The organism is Bradyrhizobium sp. 190 (assembly GCF_023073415.1).
Classification (GTDB): domain Bacteria; phylum Pseudomonadota; class Alphaproteobacteria; order Rhizobiales; family Xanthobacteraceae; genus Bradyrhizobium.
On the sequence record NZ_JADPJL010000048.1, the window covers coordinates 49,787 to 66,320 of the forward strand.

A 16,534-nucleotide genomic window follows, 5' to 3' on the forward strand; every position below is an offset into this window, starting at 1 on the left:
CGGATCAGGGAGCAATGGAGGAGAGTCAATCGTGACGGAATCGGTTCGGAAATCTTCGCTTCGCACGTGGCTCGTTGCAGGTCTACTGTCGATCGGATTCGATTCACCAACGCTCGCTTCGGATACGGTAGCGGAGGGTCGCAACAATACGATCGTCTTCGTTTGCCTCCATGGTTCGGTGAAGAGCCAGATGGCTGCGGCCCACTTCAACCGCGTTGCGAGGGAACGGGGACTGCCTTTTACGGCGGTCTCCCGTGGAATTCAGGTGGATGGTTCGATCCCCACCCGCATCAGGGACGGCCTAAGCCTGGATGGCCTTGAGCCCGTCAACGACGTCCCGCTGGAGCTGACCTCGGGACAGGCCGAAGCGGCAATTAGGGTGCTCGCTTTCGACCCCGTGTCCGGTGATCGCCGCGGAACGTCCGAGGTCACATATTGGTCGGATGTGCCGCTGCCGACCACTGACTACACCGCCGCCCGTGACGTCATCATTGGGCACATCGATGCGCTTGTGCCCAGCCTCATATCGGTCGAACCGCCAATGAGACGGTAACAGGGGCGTGGCTGCGCGGCCGCGGTGCGGGCCGTCAAAATGGACGCGGGGGATCCACTCAAGTTGTACCACTCAGGTCGAGAGCGGCGTTGCCAGCACCTTGTCGATGCGCCGTCCGTCTACATCGACGATTTCGAACCGCCATCCATGCGTCTCAACATGCTCGCCGACGTTAGGAATGGTGCCGAACTCGTGCAACAGGAAGCCCGCGATGGTCTGGTACCGCCGGGAGATGAGGAGCGGGATCTTGAGCAATTCGGAAAATTCGATCGCCGGCATCCATCCCGAGATCAGATAAGATCCGTCATCACGCTTGACCGCTGCGGGTTCGGCCGGCCCTTCGTCGGTATGGAAGCTGCCGACAATGGACTCCAGGATATCGGCGCTGGTCACCACGCCCTGGAAGGTGCCGTACTCATCGTGCACCAAACCCATATGCACGGGCGAATCCCGAAGAATCGAGACCACGTCGCGCGCGTCGAGCGACTCAGGAATCACCGGCGCGTCCCGGACCAGCTTGCGCAAATCCGGCGTGTTGCCGGACAGATAGATATCGAGAAGGTCCTTCGCCTGGATAATTCCCACTGCTGAGTTTCGATCGCCTTCGAAAACCACGAAACGCGAATGGGCGCTGTTGGCCAATGCCGTGTTGATAACCTCCGAAGCATCAGTCAGGCTGATCATGCTGACTTCATGGCGCTGGGTCATCACGGCGGCGACGGGAAGGTCGCCGAGACGCATGACGCCTGCGATCATTTCCTTTTCTCCGGCCTCCAGTACGCCCGCGTTCTCGGCTTCGACAACCAAGGACCGGATTTCGTCTTCGCTTACTTTCTCCTCAGCCTGCCCGCGATGACCAAGCAGCCACAACAGGACCTTTCCGGAGCGATCAAGCAGCCAAACCAGCGGCAGGGAAATCTTGGAAAGCAGCACCATGTAGGGTGCGACACGGACCGCCACCAGTTCAGGATTGCGCAAGGCAATCTGCTTGGGAACCAGTTCGCCCACGATGAGCGAGGTATAGGTGATGACCGTTACGACGGCCCCCACGCCGATGGCATCCGCGACTCCCTGTGAAACTCCAGTCTCGACAAGCCAATTCGTCAGCCGAAGGCCAAGGGTGGCTCCCGAGAAGGCGCCGGACAATACACCGATCAGGGTGATGCCTATTTGAACCGTCGACAGGAATTTCCCGGGGTCCGAGGCCAAAGCGAGCGCGCGCCGCGAGCCTGGCACGCCTTTTTCAGCGAGTGCAGCCAAACGGGCAGGACGCGAGGAGACGATGGCCAGTTCAGACATGGACAACAGACCGTTGACCACGATGAGAACAGTCACAATTCCGAGTTCGATCGATAGCATAAGTCTTATTGCCCCTGGTACGCCGTCACATGGCCTTTGTCGCACATCCTACCGGAGAATGGCGCGGCCGGTCTTCGTGGCCTATGGCCACCGGTGATGAAGCTCGTCGATCGTGTAGGCATGAGCGTGATGAGATCGCCCACCGCGCAGATGTGAATGCTCGGCGGGGAGCTCCGGATGTTCGTGATGCACGACATCGGGATCATCGGACGGCCATAGCACGCGTGCGAGGAAGACGCCGCAGAAAGAGATCCCGGCGAGGACCAGCAGGGTCGGGATCATTCCGATCGTAGAGCCGATCCAGCCGGCGAGCGGGTAGGTCAGCAGCCAGCAGGCATGGGAGAGGGCGAACTGCGCCGCAAACACTGCCGGGCGGTCCGCAGCGCGGGCGGATCGCCGCAGCAGGCGGCCGGAGGGCGTCATCACCGCCGAGTAGGCGGCACCCAATAGCGTCCACGCCGACAGCAGGGCCGGCCAGAGCCACTCGGCGGTCTCGGGCACTGACGCGATCGCCGCGAAGGCGAGAAGCGCCCCTCCGAGCACGCCTGCCGACGGAAGCATGACTGCACGATCGGACAGCCGGTCCAGCAGCCTGGGCAGCAGAAGTGCTGCGGTCATCGAGCCGCCGCCAAAACAGGCGAGCGCGAGAGCCACCTCGCTGTCGGATCCGCCCAAGACGCTGCGCACGAGGACGACCGTGTTCACGATCACCATGGCGCCGGCGGCGGCCACCGACAAATTCAGTGCCAGCAGGCTCCCTCAGGCGCGGAGTGGCGAGATAGATCCGGATGCCGCGCGTCGTGTTGGCATAGATGCCGCCCTTGCGCGCGGACGGCTCGGGTTGCGGCACGGTGACGGAGAGCACCAGCCCGGCCGAGCACAGGAAACCCACGACGGTGCCAACGAACAGCCAGTTGTAGGTGATGAGCGTCAGGAGGGCCGCAGCGAGCGTCGGGCTGAGCAGGCTTTCCATGTCGTAGGCGAGACGGGACAGCGACAATGCGCGGGTGTACTGAGCCTCGTTGGGGAGCACGTCCGGGATGGTGGCCTGGAAGGTGGGGGTGAAGGCGGCGGAGGCGGCCTGCAGCACGAAGATCAGGACGTAGACCTGCCAGACCTGGTCGACGAACGGCAGCGCGATCGCGACCGCCGCGCGCATCAGGTCCATCGATACCAGGAACGCCCGCCGCGGCAGATAGTTGGCAAATCCACCGACGACTGGCGCCACACCTACGTAGGCGACCATCTTGATCGCGAGCGCGGTGCCGAGCACGGCGCCCGCCTTGTCGTCGGCGATCTTGAACGCCAGTAGCCCGAGTGCGACCGTCATCATGCCCGTTCCGATCAGCGCGATGACCTGCGCGGAGAACAGATGGCGGTAGGTCCGATCGGCTAGGACGGACAGCATGGAAACTCCCGCATTATTCCGTCGTGTATCTGGCGGTCAGGGAGTGGCCGTGCAGGTTGGCCGAAAAAACCACCCGCGCTTTGGGTGTGAGTTCGGCCTGGATCTTGCCGACCATCATGTTGGGACTGTCCGGAGTGAGCGGCACCGTAACGGTCTTGCCGCCGTCCTGAATGGTCGCGCGCCCCCGCATTTCCTTTGTCGAAAGCGGAGATCCGTCGTCGTCGCTGACGTAGAAGACGATCTCCATGCCCTTCCGGACGAATTCGATCGGATGCCCCTGGGAGGTGACAACGGGACCGCCGTTTTTGCCATTCTTGGTTTGTGCAGCGGCAAAATCGGGCATGGCGGTGATTGCGGCGATGAACACCAGGAATGCATACTTGATCATCTTGTTCTCCATAGGTGAGTGTGGTGGATTAGAACGCTTGGGCCGGTTCGAACGTTGCGCTGCGTTCGGTCAGAAGACGCTCGAGGGGTTTTCTGCCGAACAAGAGAAAGAGGATGGGTGTCACCACGGTATCCAGCATCGTGGCGCTGAGTAGACCGCCGAAGATCGTGACGGCGACCGGATGCAGGATCTCGCGTCCCGGCTCATCCACCCCGAACAACAACGGGGTCAGCGCGAGCCCGGCGCAAAGCGCGGTCATCAGAACGGGGCTGAGCCGCTGCAGGCTTCCCCGGACGATCAAGCCCGTTCCGAAGCGCTCGCCTTCGTGGAGGGCCAGATTGATATAGTGGGAAATCTTGAGAATCCCGTTTCTGGCGGAGATGCCGGCCAGCGTGATGAAACCCACCATCGATGCGACCGAGAGCGTTGTCCGGCGATCTTCAAGGCGAGGACACTGCCGATCAGGGCGAGCGGAATGCCGCCCATGATGATGAGCGCCAGGGCTGGGGACCGATAGCGGCTGTAGAGAACGATGAAAATCATCGCCAGCGAAGCGAGCGACAGGATGCCGATGTGCAATGCGGCTTCCTCCTGTGCCTGGAACGTGCCCTCCAGGTTCGCCGTGTAGCCCTGCGGGAAGTCCAGTTCGGTAAGGGCGCGGCGCATGTCGGTAGCGATTTCGGCCATATCGCGGCGGCCGTCCCCGTTGCCGTAGACCACGATCCTGCGTTGCGTGCCCTCCCTCTGGATCTGGTTGGGCCCGTCGGTCTCGATGATCTCGGCCAGCGCGTGCAGCGGCACGAATCCGGACGAAGTAGGGATCAGGAGGTTGTGTAGACCCGTGGTCGAGCGATCTTGGTCCGATAGCCGCAACACCACGTCGAACCGGCGGTTGCCGTCGACGATCTGCGAGACCTTGCGTCCGTTCGACAGGGTGTCGAGCGCCTGCGTCACGGCGGCTGGCGTCACGCCGTGCAGCGCCGCGCGTGCATGGTCGATATGCACCCGCACCTGCGGGATGAGTACCTGCTTCTCCACCTGGAGATCGACCAGGCCGGAGATCGTCGAAAGGCGCTGGCGCGACGTTTCCGCAAGCCGGCGCAGCACCTCGATATCCTGGCCGTAGATCTTCAGAACGACTTGCGCACGGATGCCCGACTGCAGGTGATCGAGGCGATGGCTGATGGGCTGCCCGATGGCGACCGAAGCCGGCAGGCCGGAAAGAGCGTCCCGGACATCGGCATAGATGTCTGCCTTTTGGCGCTTCGACGGGACGAGATCGACGTCGATCTCGCTGAAATGAACCCCCTCGGCATGCTCATCGAGTTCGGCGCGGCCGGTGCGGCGTCCCACCGATTTCACTCCGGGGACTTTTGCAAGCAATTGTTCGGCAAGAAGTCCAAGCCGATGCGATTCGGCGAGCGAAATGCCGGGATTGTATTGCAGGGAAAGAACAAGCGTTCCCTCGTTGAAGGGTGGCAGAAAACTGCGCGGCATCAGCGTCGCCGCATAGCCCGCAAACACGACGGCGACGGCCGCCGTGCCAAGCACAAGCCCGCGCCGTTGGAATGCCCAGCCCAGCAGACGGCGGTTGCCCTCCTTCAGAATCCGAACGAGCGCGCTGTCACGCTCGCCCGAATGCGCCCTGCCGGAAAGGAGGTAGTAGGACAAGACCGGCGTTACCGTCACCGACGTCAGCAGTGAAGCAAGTATCGACACGATGTAGGCGATGCCCAGCGGCGTGAACAACCTTCCCTCGATGCCGGGGAGGGCGAACAGCGGCACGAAAACGAGGACGATGATCGCCGTTGCATAGACGATGCTGGAGCGGACTTCCTGGCTCGCTTGGACGATCACTTCGAGTACAGCCCGGGGCTCCGGCAACGCGGAGTTCTCCCTCAGGCGCCGCAGAATGTTCTCGACGTCCACCACTGCATCGTCGACCAGTTCGCCGATCGTAATGGCCAGGCCGCCGAGTGTCATCGTGTTTATGGTCATTCCAAAGGCGCGGAAGACCAGGATGGTGATCAGGATCGATATCGGGATTGCGGTCAAGGAAACCAGCGTCGCGCGCGCATTCATCAGGAAGACGAAGAGAATCAGCGCGACGACGACGGCGGCCTCGATCAACACCCGTTTTACGTTGCCGATCGATGTCTCGATGAATGTGGCCTGTCGGAACTGGACGTTCGTGACGGTGACTCCCGCCCGCATCGTGCGCTGCAGGTCGCGCAAGGAAGTTTCGATGCTTCGAGTCAGAGCCACCGTGTCGGCGGCGGGCTGCTTCTGCACGCTGACGATGACGGCCGGCTTTCCGTTATAGCCTGCGTCTCCGCGCTTGGCACGCGCGGCGAATTCGACAAGAGCGACCTGCTTGAGCAGTATGGGCTGGTCTTCGCGCTCCATAACCACCGTGTTGCCAAGGTCGTCGATCTGCCGGGAAAGTCCTACATTGCGAATCAGGTATTCGCGGCCATGCTGGTCAACGAATCCGCCGCCGCTGTTGGTTCCGAACCCGGCGATCGCTTTTTCGATCTGGTCGTGACTGATGCCAAGTGCCTGCATGGTCGCCACGTTCGGCGTCACCCGGTATTGGCGGACCTCTCCGCCGATGGGTATCACTTGGGCGACACCGGGGATGGCCAGCAACTGCGGTCTGACGACGAAATCCGCGATCTCGCGAACTTCCATGGGCGACGCATTGCCGTCGCTGGTGAGCGCGATCAGCATGATCTCGCCCATGATGGAGGTCACCGGCCCCATCTGCGGATTGACCGACGACGGCAGTTGCTCGCGGATCAGCGCGAGGCGCTCCGAGACGAACTGCCGGGCGCGATAGACGTCGACGCCCCAGTCGAATTCAACATAGACCACGGAAAGGCCGACCCCGGAGACGGAACGCACGCGGATGACGCCCGGCATACCGTTCATGGACGTCTCGATCGGGAACGTGACGAGCTGCTCGACCTCCTGAGGAGCCAAGCCTTCCGCCTCGGTCAGGATGTTGACGGTCGGCCGGTTGATGTCGGGAAGCACGTCGACAGAAATGCGCGGCAGGACATACAGACCATAGGCCACAAGTGCCGCCGCGACGGCCAACACGAACAGGCGATTGCGCAAACCGGCCCGGACAATGAGCTCGAACATCGTGGCTCCTAGCGGATCTGGTTGACGAGATCGGTGCCGCGCACGACGACGCGCTCGCCACCGCCGAGACCCGCGGCGACGATCACGCGGGTGGCGTCAACCGGCAGGACCCGCACGGGTCTTGGCTCGAAGCGTTCCGGCGCCACGTGCACCCACACGATGCTTTCGCCGGCGCCGCTTCGCACCACGGAGTCGCGGGGAAAGATCAACCCTTCAGTGGGCGTGCCGTTTTGAACCATCACCGTGAGCGGCTGGCCGATGTTGAGCCCTGCCGGCGCCTCCGGAATGGCGAAATGGACCACGGACGCATGTTGCCTCAGTGCCCGGCTCGTTCCGAGATGTGACAGCGGAATCGATTGCCCGTTCGAAGCGACGGCCGTGGCTTCGACGGGCGCGTTCAGGTCGATGTCGCCGTAGGCCAGAGCCTCGACCCAAAGCCCCTTGGGATCGGCGATCTGGTACAGAACATCCTGAGGCTGGATGACCTGGCCCGGCACGACCTTGGCCGTGGTGATGATTCCGTCGGTCGATGCGCGCAGCACTTCATGGTCGCTGCGGGAATTGCGAACGGTTTCGCGCCTGGCACGCAGGCCTTCCAACTCGCTCTCGAGATCGTTGACTTGACCTTGGGGGACGGCTCCCCGTTCCGCCAGCGGGCGCAACCGGCGTATCTTGTTTTCTGCGACCGCAATCAGTTGCTCGATCTCGCCCACCTTCTCCAGGATCGTCGTCCGGTCCGCCACGGGCAGGTGAGGTTCGATCCGGATCAGCACGTCTCCCTTGCGGACCTCCTGACCGATGCGCGGTATCGCGATCTCGCTGGGAACGACGCGGCCCCCGTAGACGCTTTGCACGATGCTGCTGCGGTCGGGATTCGCAATGACGCGGCCAATCAGCGTGAGCGCGGGACGCACGCTCTTCGGCTCGGCGGAGGCCGTGCGGATATCCAGGAGACGCTGGGTCGTCTTTGCGGCGAATGCCGAACCATCCTGAAGGCGTCTCGGCGCGTCGCTCAGAGCAGGCGGTGGCGGCGGCTTGCCCGCATCGGCAGCCGTGCTGCGCCATTCGCCGAATGAAACCGCAGCGAGGACGACGCACGCGCTCGCCGCCACGGCCGCCGATGTGGCCGCTACCGTGCGGCGTCGGCGTTTCAGAAAGCGGAATGCCAAGCCCAAGCTCAAAGCAGCAAGGACGAGCGCAGCCCCCACTGGGCCGGCCGAGACCCAGCGGCGTTCGTCCCGAGCAAGCGCGACGGCGTTTTGAGACAAGGTGAAAGAGTCGACCAGCAGGTCGTCGCCCTTCTTTGCGGCAATCGCGAAGATGACTTCTACCGAACCCGTAGGCCTGGGCTCCGGCAGCGCAGCGGCATATGAACCGTCGGGTTCTTTCGTCGCCTCGACCGCCGCTGCTTCCCCGATGGTCACCTGCACCGTCGCATCGGGAATGGGCTCGTTGGTGACGGCATCGTCGACGAAGATCGAAAGCCGGTTGCCCTTCACGATGCCGACGATCTCATAAAGCTCCGATCGCGCAGCGACCCTGGGAAAGGCCGAGGACACCACGGGAGAAATCTTCTCGTCGCCGTGATCGTGCCCCTCATGAGCCACGGAAGCGGCAAAGCTCAGGATGAGGAGAGACAGGCAACCGAGGCCGGCCGCGCCAAGCCTCGCGATCTGCCTTTTCAGGCAGCATTGTATCGGGAACATTGAAACCTCTTCAGTCACGCGGAATGGCGGCGACCGGAAAGGTCGCCAAGCTACGCGAGGCTGAAGGTACTTGGTGGTCGGATCAGAGCAGCGGGTTCGACTCCGTCCGCTGTTCGGCCCGCCGGCAGTTCGACGCGGCCAAGCAAGTCGGATGAAGGAATCAAGGCGACGACCGTCGGAATAGCGATCGAGGTGCCGAAGATCGTCCAGGACAACTGCGTACCGCCGGCGGCATCCTCATGATCGGAGTCGAATCCATCATGCACGTGACCCTCGGCAACGTTGTCGCCGTGGTCGTGCACATGGCCCGCCAGACGATCATGGAAATGCACGGAACCGCTCAAGGTGACGGCAGGTTCCAACATCGTGCCTGCTGCGGCCGCGGCCTGGGAGATCGAAATCAGAACCCCCTGCAGCATAAACGCCGAAATCGCCACGAACATGATCGTTCTGGCGAACCGGCGGAGGGGAAGATGCAGCAGACGTTGCATACCGCATAAATAATCGGAGTTGATCGTGCTTACAAGGCCGTCCCGGGTCCGCACAACGGCGTCTTCACACGCACAAGTGGGTATTATTGCTGGATCGGCGGCCGAACGGCCCGAATTGCGGTATGTTCGTCCGCGGGTGCTCGGATCGACCGAACAGCATTCGAAGATGGTGACAGATCGATGGAAGCCGCTTTCGAGCTTCAGCGCTGGCTCTATGCGAATGCGATAGGCGAATTGAACGCGCTTCAGACGACTGGCTTGGCCGGCCTGCCATCGTTGGTGGCGGCCGCGTTCTGCTTCGGGATGCTCCATGCCCTGCTGCCCGGTCACGGAAAATCGGTGCTCACGGCCTACTACGCCGGCGACGGCCGCTGGCGGGGGGCGCTTGCCTCCAGCACGATCCTCATCGTCACGCATGTCGGCTCCGCCGTCGTGTTGGTGATGACAGGCTTCGCCCTACTGCGGCGGACGATCGGCGGCGCCGGGCGGACACCCGGGCTGGAACACGCCAGTCACGTTCTCATCCTGCTTACCGGCCTGTGGCTTCTCTTCCGGGCACTTCGACCTCATACGCATGACAGCGAGAAGTCAGGCTTCGCCCTCGCATTCGTGACTGGCGTGATCCCGTGTCCGTTGACGACATTCATTATGACATACGCGATCGTGCATGGGGCGGTGGGCGCCGGCCTCGTCTTGAGCGGAATGTTCGCGGCCGGCATGATCGTAACAGTCGCGGCATTTCCGTTGCTGGCCGTTGTATTGCGGACGAGGGCGTTGCCCGTCGCGTTGGCTTTCAGTCCGCGGTGGCGACATGGCGTGGTGCGGATGCTTGAGATCGCCGCCGCGCTCGCCATAACGGCGATCGGCGGCCGGCAGATGACGGGCTGGGCGACCTGAGATCCGTTGCACTGGGCAGTGCGTAAAGTCGGCAACCAAAGTCCTTCAGTTCTTGATGGTGTCTATTCTGGTTGCCAGCACCTTATCGATGCGTCGTCCATCGAGATCGACAATTTCGAACCGCCAACTGTGCGCCTCGACGTGCTCGCCAACACTCGGAATGGTGCCGAACTCCTGCTCATCAATTTTCACTTAGCGGGTAGCCAGTCGTGCCCTAACGGGCTAGCTTGAACTAGGAATGGAACCCGGCTGCCTCATGGAAGAAATCCGGACGAGAGCCGGCGCCAACACGCCCCGCCTTTTGGGCTGGCAGGGCCGTAACGTGCTGTTCCCAGTGCTGAAGCGCCTCGCGCATCTCGGTCGCATACCGAGCGCGGTTATACACCCCGGCAACGCCCGCTCGGTGACCGCTGACATGGTTCAGGATCGCCTCCACTATGTGCGGCAACACGCCAAGCCGGTCGGCCATCACCGTGGACGCCGATCTCCGCAGATCGTGCACTGTCCAATGGGGTAGGGGGGCCCCCAGGGTTTCCGCGATCCGTGCATCAAGCGCCGCCTTCGACTTGGACCAGCCGGAGAAACCACGATGGGGATCACCGCTGCGCCGGGGCCCGTCACCAAAAAGGAAGTCCCGGCCCTTTTGGCGGTACGGAAGTAGGGATAGGGCGACGGGAACCAATGGTAGCGAATGCTCGCGATGGTTCTTGGTGCGGGCGCTTGGCAGCGTCCAGAGCCCCGACAAGGTATCAAGTTCGGCCCATTGCATGCTGCCGACCTCATCACGACGCTGGGCTGTGAGCAGCAGCAAACGCACAATGCGTCCATAATCGTCGTCGCCACTGGCCTGCCAGATGGCTGATAGCTCCGTCTCCGTGAGGACCCGCTCGCGGCCTCCCGGCTGTGCAGGTCGGTTAGTGCCGAGAACCGGGTTCGCGGCAATGTCGAGGCCCTCGCGTATTGCCCAGTTGAACATTGAGGACAGGGCGGTACGGGCGCGGGCGGCTGAGACCGCTCCATGAGCTGATGCGATGTCCGCGATACGAGCTGAAATATGACGGCGGGCGATCTGGAAGACCGAGATCGAATGCAGGGGTTTCCAACTGGTCAATAAGTAGCGTTCGATCTCCGAGTAGGTCCGGGGCTTCAGCCTTTGTTTGGCGTCTCGAAGATATTGATCCGCGATTGCTCGGAGGGTGTCGGCCGCCTGCAGGCGCGCCTTGGCTTTCTCGTCTGCCGGGTCTTTGCCATTTGCAACCACGCCCAGAAGCCGCTTGGCCTCCCTCCGTGCAAGCTCTGGTGTCCAAGGGGCGCCGTGAGGGCCGATCGTGACAAAGCGCTGCCGACCGAACACTCGGTACTTGAGGACGTAGGTTGCTTGGTCACGTTGACGCCGAACGCCGAAGCCCCGCACCGCTTCGCGGTGGTCTGCGTCCCAAATTGTCTCGCCCGGCTTGAGTGCTTGCACTGCCCGGATCGTGATGCTCGAAACCGCCATCGATCAACCTCTGTAGCTACCACGTAGCTACCACCATAGCGCTAATTGCAGCGCAGGTAAGGCGGAAGGCGGCGAGCTTATTTGTTGATAATACTACGATTTTCGTACGAAAGGCGGGAATGGCGTAGCATCGGCGGAGCCCATGCTATGTCTGTGGAACAGGAGGTCGGTGGTTCGAGCCCACCCAACTGTACCAATCCTCACCTCGCTGAATTCCCACGCGAATCTGTCGCGACAATTGCGCTGTGGCGTGTCGTCCACCCGTGCTTGCGTCCCCACCTTTTATCCAGCTTCTGCGATCAGGTCCGCAACGGCATGAGAAAAGTAAACCGGGTTTCCTCACTGTCCGATTTCACGGTCAATGTGCCCTCGTGCGCCTTGGCGATCTCGGACGCGATATGCAGGCCGAGACCCAGGCCTTGAAGACTTGCCCTTACGCGGCCGCGAAAGAAGGGCTGAAACAGATGCTCCATCGCTTCCGCCGAAATCGGCTCGCCCGCGTTGGAGACCGAAAGCTCGAACATGCCGTTGTCGGTGAGAGCCCGAATGAGTACCGGCTTGCCAGGCGCGCCGTGGGTTAGCGCATTTCCAAGCAGATTTGAAACCAGTTGGCCGAGACGGCTTCGATCGCAGTTGATCGGCTGTGTTATCCGAAAATCGGTCTCGATGCGCCGGTCCGGCATCGCTGTCCGCAACTCATCGACCACTTGCTGCAGAACAGGCTCTATCGATGTGTTCGCATTCCTGCTCAGCGTAATGCCGCCGCCAAGCCTGCCTCGCGCGAAATCCAGGACGTTATCGATCAGGCCGGCCATGCGCAGGACGGTCGTCTCCATCATCTGCAAGACTTTGGTCTCGGTTTCGTCCTTGGGCTTGCGAAGCAGTATGCGAGCGCCTGCGCTGATAGAAGCGAGCGGATTTCTAAGGTCATGGCCGAGCACGGCGATGAACTGCTCCCGCAGTTCCGAGGTCTCACGCTCACTTGTCAGGCTCGCACGAGCGGCAGCCTCCTGGCTTCGACTTTGATCGCGAGCGTCGAGAAGTTCGCGCTCATATCGACGACGCTCGGTCGCCTTGAGAAAAGTGATCCGCGTTGAGATCGGCCTACCCTCGCTATCGCGCCGCTCGGCAGCGTTCACGATCATGGGCAGAAGGTCGCCTTTTGCGGTGACGAGATCGAGTGCGACTTCATGAAAGAAACCTTGCATCCGCAGAAGCGGCGCAATGTGGGTTTCATAGAACATGCGGCCAGCGATGTTCAGAAGGTGATGGAGTCGCTGGCCCAGCAACTCCTCAGGGCGGTAGCCTGTCCAATTGCACAGCGTCTTGTTTACTTTGAAGATGCGTCCGCCCGGTTCGAGCGAGAGATAGCCGCAAGGAGCGTTTTCATAAAGGTCCTCAAGATCCTCTATGATGGATGAAGCCGGTATCGATGGTGTGAGTTCAGACAAAGGCGCGCATCGCCGCGATGACTTCATCCGGCGCACTGAGGTTTGGGCAGTGGCCCGTCGCATTCAAAATGACGAGCTTGCTTCCTGGGATGTGACGCTGGACGTACTCGCCGACTTCCGTCGAGGCAATGATGTCTTCAGAGCATTGTAGAACGAGTGTTGGCGTCGTCACTTTTGCGAGGTCATCGCGATTGTCAGATGTGAATGTGACGCGAGCAAAGTGCTTTGCAATATCGGGATCGGTTCGACAGAAGCTGTTGGTCAATTCTTCGCCCAGCTCCGGCCGGTCAGCATTGCCCATGATGGCCGGGGCCATCTGAGCCGACCATCCCATATGATTTGCCTCGAGGAATTCGAGCAGTTCCTCGACTTGCTTTGCGCTGAACCCGCCCTTGTAATCACCGTCATCAATATACCGGGCAGATGGGCCGACGAGTACGAGGCTTGAAAACAGACCTGGCGCTTTGAGCGAGGCCAGGATGCCAATCATCGCACTCACGGAGTGACCGACGAACACGGCGCCCTCCAAGTCCAGCTCTTCCCCGATCTCCACGAGGTCGTCGGCGTAGCCGGATAGGCTGCCGTATTTTACAGGATCGTACTTCGATAAATCAGAGTTACCTGCGCCGACATGGTCGAACAGAACCGTTCGGAAAGTGCTTCGGAAGACGGGCTCGACAAATCGCCACATGTTTTGATCGCAGCCAAAGCCATGGGCGAAGACCATCGCCCTTTCCCCGGACCCATTGATCCTGACATTGTTGCGCGCGGAAACGTTCATGAAAGTCCCACTATCGGAGGCCCGGCATTATCGACCGGGTGCGGCGCTGAGGCAATTAGGGCGCGGACGAGTTCCGAGAATGGTCTGGGGCTGCGCTCGGATGAATCATCCAAGTGTCGAGGGGGGGCGTCATCGCCGCAATAGCGAGATGATTGAATTAGCCCGGCGCCCGGAATGGATGCTTGCACACTGTTGAAGAAGGAAGCGGTGCCTTGGCCGCGGTTAGCAGCCTCTTACGCTCTCTCCCATGGTCATCTTTATGCCCGGGCAACAATCAAGCGAGTTCATCGAGGTTGTCGTGCTCTCGGTCGCGCGGCCGAGGGTTAGCGCTTTGCAGACGTCGAAATCGACTTCAATTTGTCACCATCTGCGCCGCCGCCTCCATAGAGGTATTATAATGCTTAATGGAGAGGGTCCCTTTTTTGGCTGCCTCAGGATGCTTTTCACTGCTTCTTGTCTGCACGTATGAGCTCTGCTTTCCCGGAGGCTTCGACGTGCCGCGACACTTGTGCTGTGGCGGGTTGTCCACCCGTGCTTGCGAATCCTGATCGGTTCACCCACAATTCCGCCAAACTTTGCGCTGGGGGATTGATGACGATTTTTCGAGCAGGGAATTTCTGGCTTGGATGCCTGTTGGCCGTAGCGCTGTCGGTTTCGATCGGGCCCGCCGCCGGTCAAACCTATACCCCCGAACACGAGCAGGCCTGCACGGGCGACGCGTTCCGGCTCTGCAGCTCCGAAATCCCTGATGTCAGCCGCGTGACCGCCTGCATGGTCGCCAAAAAGTCCCAGCTCTCGCCGGCCTGCCGGGCGCAGTTCAGGCCTGACCCGAGCGAAGCCGCGGCGAGGCCGGCCGGCCGACCGACCGTGATCCGGCCCGCAACGCCGCGCAAGGCCGTGAGCACCAAGCCGCGCAAGGCCAAAAAGCCGGCGAAACGGGCGACCTGACGGCATTACATCATTTTAAGATTCCCTGGCGCGCCAGACTGACGCCTTGTTTGCGCCATCTGAAATGAACATCTCCTTAGGCCAAGAGGAGAGGGTCTATTGAGCAAGCACCAAAAGGAACTCGACCGGCACTTCGCCTGGTTTCAGAAGAAGCTGCCGCCGGGGCCAGCGAAGTTCGTCGGCTGGGTACGCAAGCCATCGTCGATCTACGCGCGGATTCCGCTCGCGATACTGCTGGTCGCTGGCGGCTTTCTCAGCTTCCTGCCGGTGCTCGGACTCTGGATGCTGCCGCTCGGACTCCTTTTGTTCGCGCAGGACGTGCCGCCGCTGCAGAAGCCGATGGCGCAGGGGCTCGGATGGATCGAGCGCAAATGGCTCGAGCGCCAGCGCGCAAAGCTCGAACGCGAGCGCGCAAAAACCGCGCAATGAGCCGATCAAGGCACTCTGCAAGGCATTCAACCGATTCCGTTTTCGGTTGTGACGGTGCTCACACGTGTGACTCAAAAACCAGCCTTGTTGGCAATTGCGTGGCTTCATCGCGGCATCCAATAAATTTTTCTTTCGCGAATCAGCCCGCTGATTCATTTTCGGCTTCTGGGGTCAACTGGAGGCCAAGTTATGAACGTAATAGTATTTGCATCACGTAAGGGGGGCTCGGGAAAGAGTACCCTGGCTGCTCACCTCGCTGCCCATGTTCACAAGGCAACGAAGCCCATCCTTCTGGTCGATGCCGACCCGCAGGGATCGCTTACGCTCTGGCACAAATTGCGCGGCACCAACGAACCGCCGATCAAGTCTGCGGTGAATTCCGTCAGCGGCATCGTCGCTGCCGCCAAGCGCGACGGCATCGAATGGGTGTTCATCGACACGCCGCCGAATCTGTCGGCCGTCGTCGACGACGCGATCCGTAACGCCACGATGGTGATCATTCCGGCGCGGCCCGGCGTGTTCGACGTCAACGCGGTGCAGGAAACGATTCAGACCTGCCGTTCGGCGCGCAAGCCCTACGCGGTCGTGGTCAACGGCGCACCCGCCGAACGCGACGGCGCCGAGAGCCGCATCGTCACCATCGCGCGCGAAGCGCTGGCGAAATTCCGCGCGCCGGTGTGGAGCGGCCAGATCACCAATCGCGCCGATCTGATCATGGCGCTGAGCCAGGGCGAAGGCGCCCGCGAATATTACGCCGAAGGCCGCGCTGCGGCCGAGATCACCAGGCTGTGGGGCGCGATCGAACGTTCGATCAAGGCGATCCGCGGAACGGCGTCGGCATCGGGCGCCATGCACAAGCAGGCGGCGTAACAACGCCGCTTTCTTTTCTGGATTGATTTTTCTGGACTGACAAAGACGCGCGGCGATCCGCGCGTTTTTCTTTTGCGCCGCGGCTTACGCCACCATCAGCACGTAGAACACGACGACCGGCGACAGCGTCAGGATCACCGACCAGATGCCGACGGCCCACAGAATGTCCTCGGTGGAAAAGCCCTGTTGAGAGATGGTGTTGTTGTTTTCGAAATGCACGACGCGCCCCCGCGTTTTTGTTGCTCCTGTCATCTTGATAGGCGAGCAGCTTTAAAAACCCGGTTGCGATTTTGCTTGCATTTGACCGCGCCTGCTACCGCCGATTAACCACCGCGGTATCCTGGTTAATGGCTGGTGAGTGCGAAGCTGCAACTTCGAGCGAAGGCCCGACCGCGACATTAAAATTTTATCTGTAGGTATTTCTCCCAAGGAAACATCACGGGGGGAATGACAATGATCACGCATAACAAGAAATATCCGGTCAGCGAATACGCCCAGCGCGCGCATGACGTTCTCCTGGTGTCGTCGTTCGCCATCTGGGCAATGGTGCTCGGCTTCGCGCCAGTGCTGACCTATCGCCTGCTGATCAGCTAAAGCGCATTGCTTCC

General features: G+C 61.4%; 14 protein-coding genes and 3 pseudogenes. 6 read left to right on the forward strand and 11 right to left on the reverse strand.

Translation table 11 applies throughout. The features are described 5' to 3' along the window. The first annotated feature begins 190 nt into the window (after nucleotides 1-190). Nucleotides 191-553: a hypothetical protein gene (locus IVB22_RS26345; protein ID WP_247520168.1), complete on the forward strand. Its 363-nt coding sequence runs from the start codon at nucleotides 191-193 to the stop codon at nucleotides 551-553. 72 nt (nucleotides 554-625) lie between these two features. Here the strand turns inward: IVB22_RS26345 and IVB22_RS26350 are convergent, their stop codons facing one another. From IVB22_RS26350 to IVB22_RS26375, 6 genes and pseudogenes are all read right to left on the reverse strand, one after another. Continuing rightward, a complete protein-coding gene (locus IVB22_RS26350) occupies nucleotides 626-1,912 on the reverse strand; it encodes a hemolysin family protein (RefSeq protein WP_247520169.1) in 1,287 nt (428 codons plus the stop codon). 81 nt (nucleotides 1,913-1,993) lie between these two features. After that, nucleotides 1,994-3,320 (reverse strand): annotated as a pseudogene (locus IVB22_RS26355) (MFS transporter). Between the two features lie 13 nt (nucleotides 3,321-3,333). Continuing rightward, nucleotides 3,334-3,708 (reverse strand): hypothetical protein, encoded by a 375-nt coding sequence (locus IVB22_RS26360; RefSeq protein ID WP_247520170.1) that lies wholly within the window; start codon nucleotides 3,706-3,708, stop codon nucleotides 3,334-3,336. Nucleotides 3,709-3,736: 28 nt separating this feature from the next. Continuing rightward, a pseudogene (locus tag IVB22_RS26365) lies at nucleotides 3,737-6,855 on the reverse strand (efflux RND transporter permease subunit). Nucleotides 6,856-6,863: 8 nt separating this feature from the next. Then, entirely contained in the window at nucleotides 6,864-8,354 is a 1,491-nt protein-coding gene (locus IVB22_RS26370) for an efflux RND transporter periplasmic adaptor subunit (protein ID WP_247520171.1), read from the reverse strand. Nucleotides 8,355-8,611: 257 nt separating this feature from the next. Further along, entirely contained in the window at nucleotides 8,612-9,382 is a 771-nt protein-coding gene (locus IVB22_RS26375) for a hypothetical protein (protein WP_247520234.1), read from the reverse strand. Between IVB22_RS26375 and IVB22_RS26380 the strand changes: the two genes are divergently transcribed. Next, complete coding sequence (locus IVB22_RS26380; protein WP_247520172.1) at nucleotides 9,356-9,949, forward strand: sulfite exporter TauE/SafE family protein; 594 nt, start codon at nucleotides 9,356-9,358, stop codon at nucleotides 9,947-9,949. The two genes, IVB22_RS26375 and IVB22_RS26380, sit on opposite strands and share 27 nt — an antisense overlap. Before the next feature lie 45 nt (nucleotides 9,950-9,994). Here IVB22_RS26380 and IVB22_RS41180 read toward each other — a convergent pair. From IVB22_RS41180 to IVB22_RS26400, 4 genes and pseudogenes are all read right to left on the reverse strand, one after another. Beyond that, a pseudogene (locus IVB22_RS41180) lies at nucleotides 9,995-10,126 on the reverse strand (transporter associated domain-containing protein); the annotation flags it as partial. A gap of 55 nt (nucleotides 10,127-10,181) precedes the next feature. Then, a complete protein-coding gene (locus IVB22_RS26390) occupies nucleotides 10,182-11,447 on the reverse strand; it encodes a site-specific integrase (RefSeq protein ID WP_247520174.1) in 1,266 nt (421 codons plus the stop codon). Between the two features lie 299 nt (nucleotides 11,448-11,746). Next, nucleotides 11,747-12,925 carry a PAS domain-containing sensor histidine kinase gene (locus tag IVB22_RS26395; RefSeq protein ID WP_247520230.1) on the reverse strand — a complete coding sequence of 393 codons (1,179 nt, stop codon included), beginning with the start codon at nucleotides 12,923-12,925 and terminating at the stop codon, nucleotides 11,747-11,749. Beyond that, a complete protein-coding gene (locus IVB22_RS26400) occupies nucleotides 12,891-13,679 on the reverse strand; it encodes an alpha/beta fold hydrolase (protein WP_247520175.1) in 789 nt (262 codons plus the stop codon). Before IVB22_RS26400 ends, IVB22_RS26395 begins: the two co-directional genes overlap by 35 nt. A 591-nt stretch (nucleotides 13,680-14,270) precedes the next feature. Between IVB22_RS26400 and IVB22_RS26405 the strand changes: the two genes are divergently transcribed. The 3 genes from IVB22_RS26405 (at nucleotide 14,271) to IVB22_RS26415 (ending at nucleotide 15,926) form a co-directional block, all read left to right on the forward strand. Continuing rightward, nucleotides 14,271-14,627, forward strand: coding sequence for a hypothetical protein (locus tag IVB22_RS26405; RefSeq protein ID WP_247520176.1), 357 nt, complete (start codon nucleotides 14,271-14,273; stop codon nucleotides 14,625-14,627). A 99-nt stretch (nucleotides 14,628-14,726) separates the two neighbouring features. Beyond that, nucleotides 14,727-15,056, forward strand: coding sequence for a hypothetical protein (locus IVB22_RS26410; protein WP_247520177.1), 330 nt, complete (start codon nucleotides 14,727-14,729; stop codon nucleotides 15,054-15,056). Nucleotides 15,057-15,245: 189 nt separating this feature from the next. Continuing rightward, nucleotides 15,246-15,926, forward strand: coding sequence for a ParA family protein (locus IVB22_RS26415; protein WP_247520178.1), 681 nt, complete (start codon nucleotides 15,246-15,248; stop codon nucleotides 15,924-15,926). A gap of 84 nt (nucleotides 15,927-16,010) precedes the next feature. On the opposite strand, the gene IVB22_RS41420 is transcribed toward IVB22_RS26415, so the two are convergent. After that, nucleotides 16,011-16,145, reverse strand: a complete 135-nt coding sequence (locus IVB22_RS41420) for a hypothetical protein (RefSeq protein ID WP_256467457.1) — start codon at nucleotides 16,143-16,145, stop codon at nucleotides 16,011-16,013. A 234-nt stretch (nucleotides 16,146-16,379) separates the two neighbouring features. Between IVB22_RS41420 and IVB22_RS26420 the strand changes: the two genes are divergently transcribed. Further along, nucleotides 16,380-16,520, forward strand: a complete 141-nt coding sequence (locus tag IVB22_RS26420; protein ID WP_247520179.1) for a hypothetical protein — start codon at nucleotides 16,380-16,382, stop codon at nucleotides 16,518-16,520. The last annotated feature ends 14 nt before the right edge of the window (nucleotides 16,521-16,534 follow it).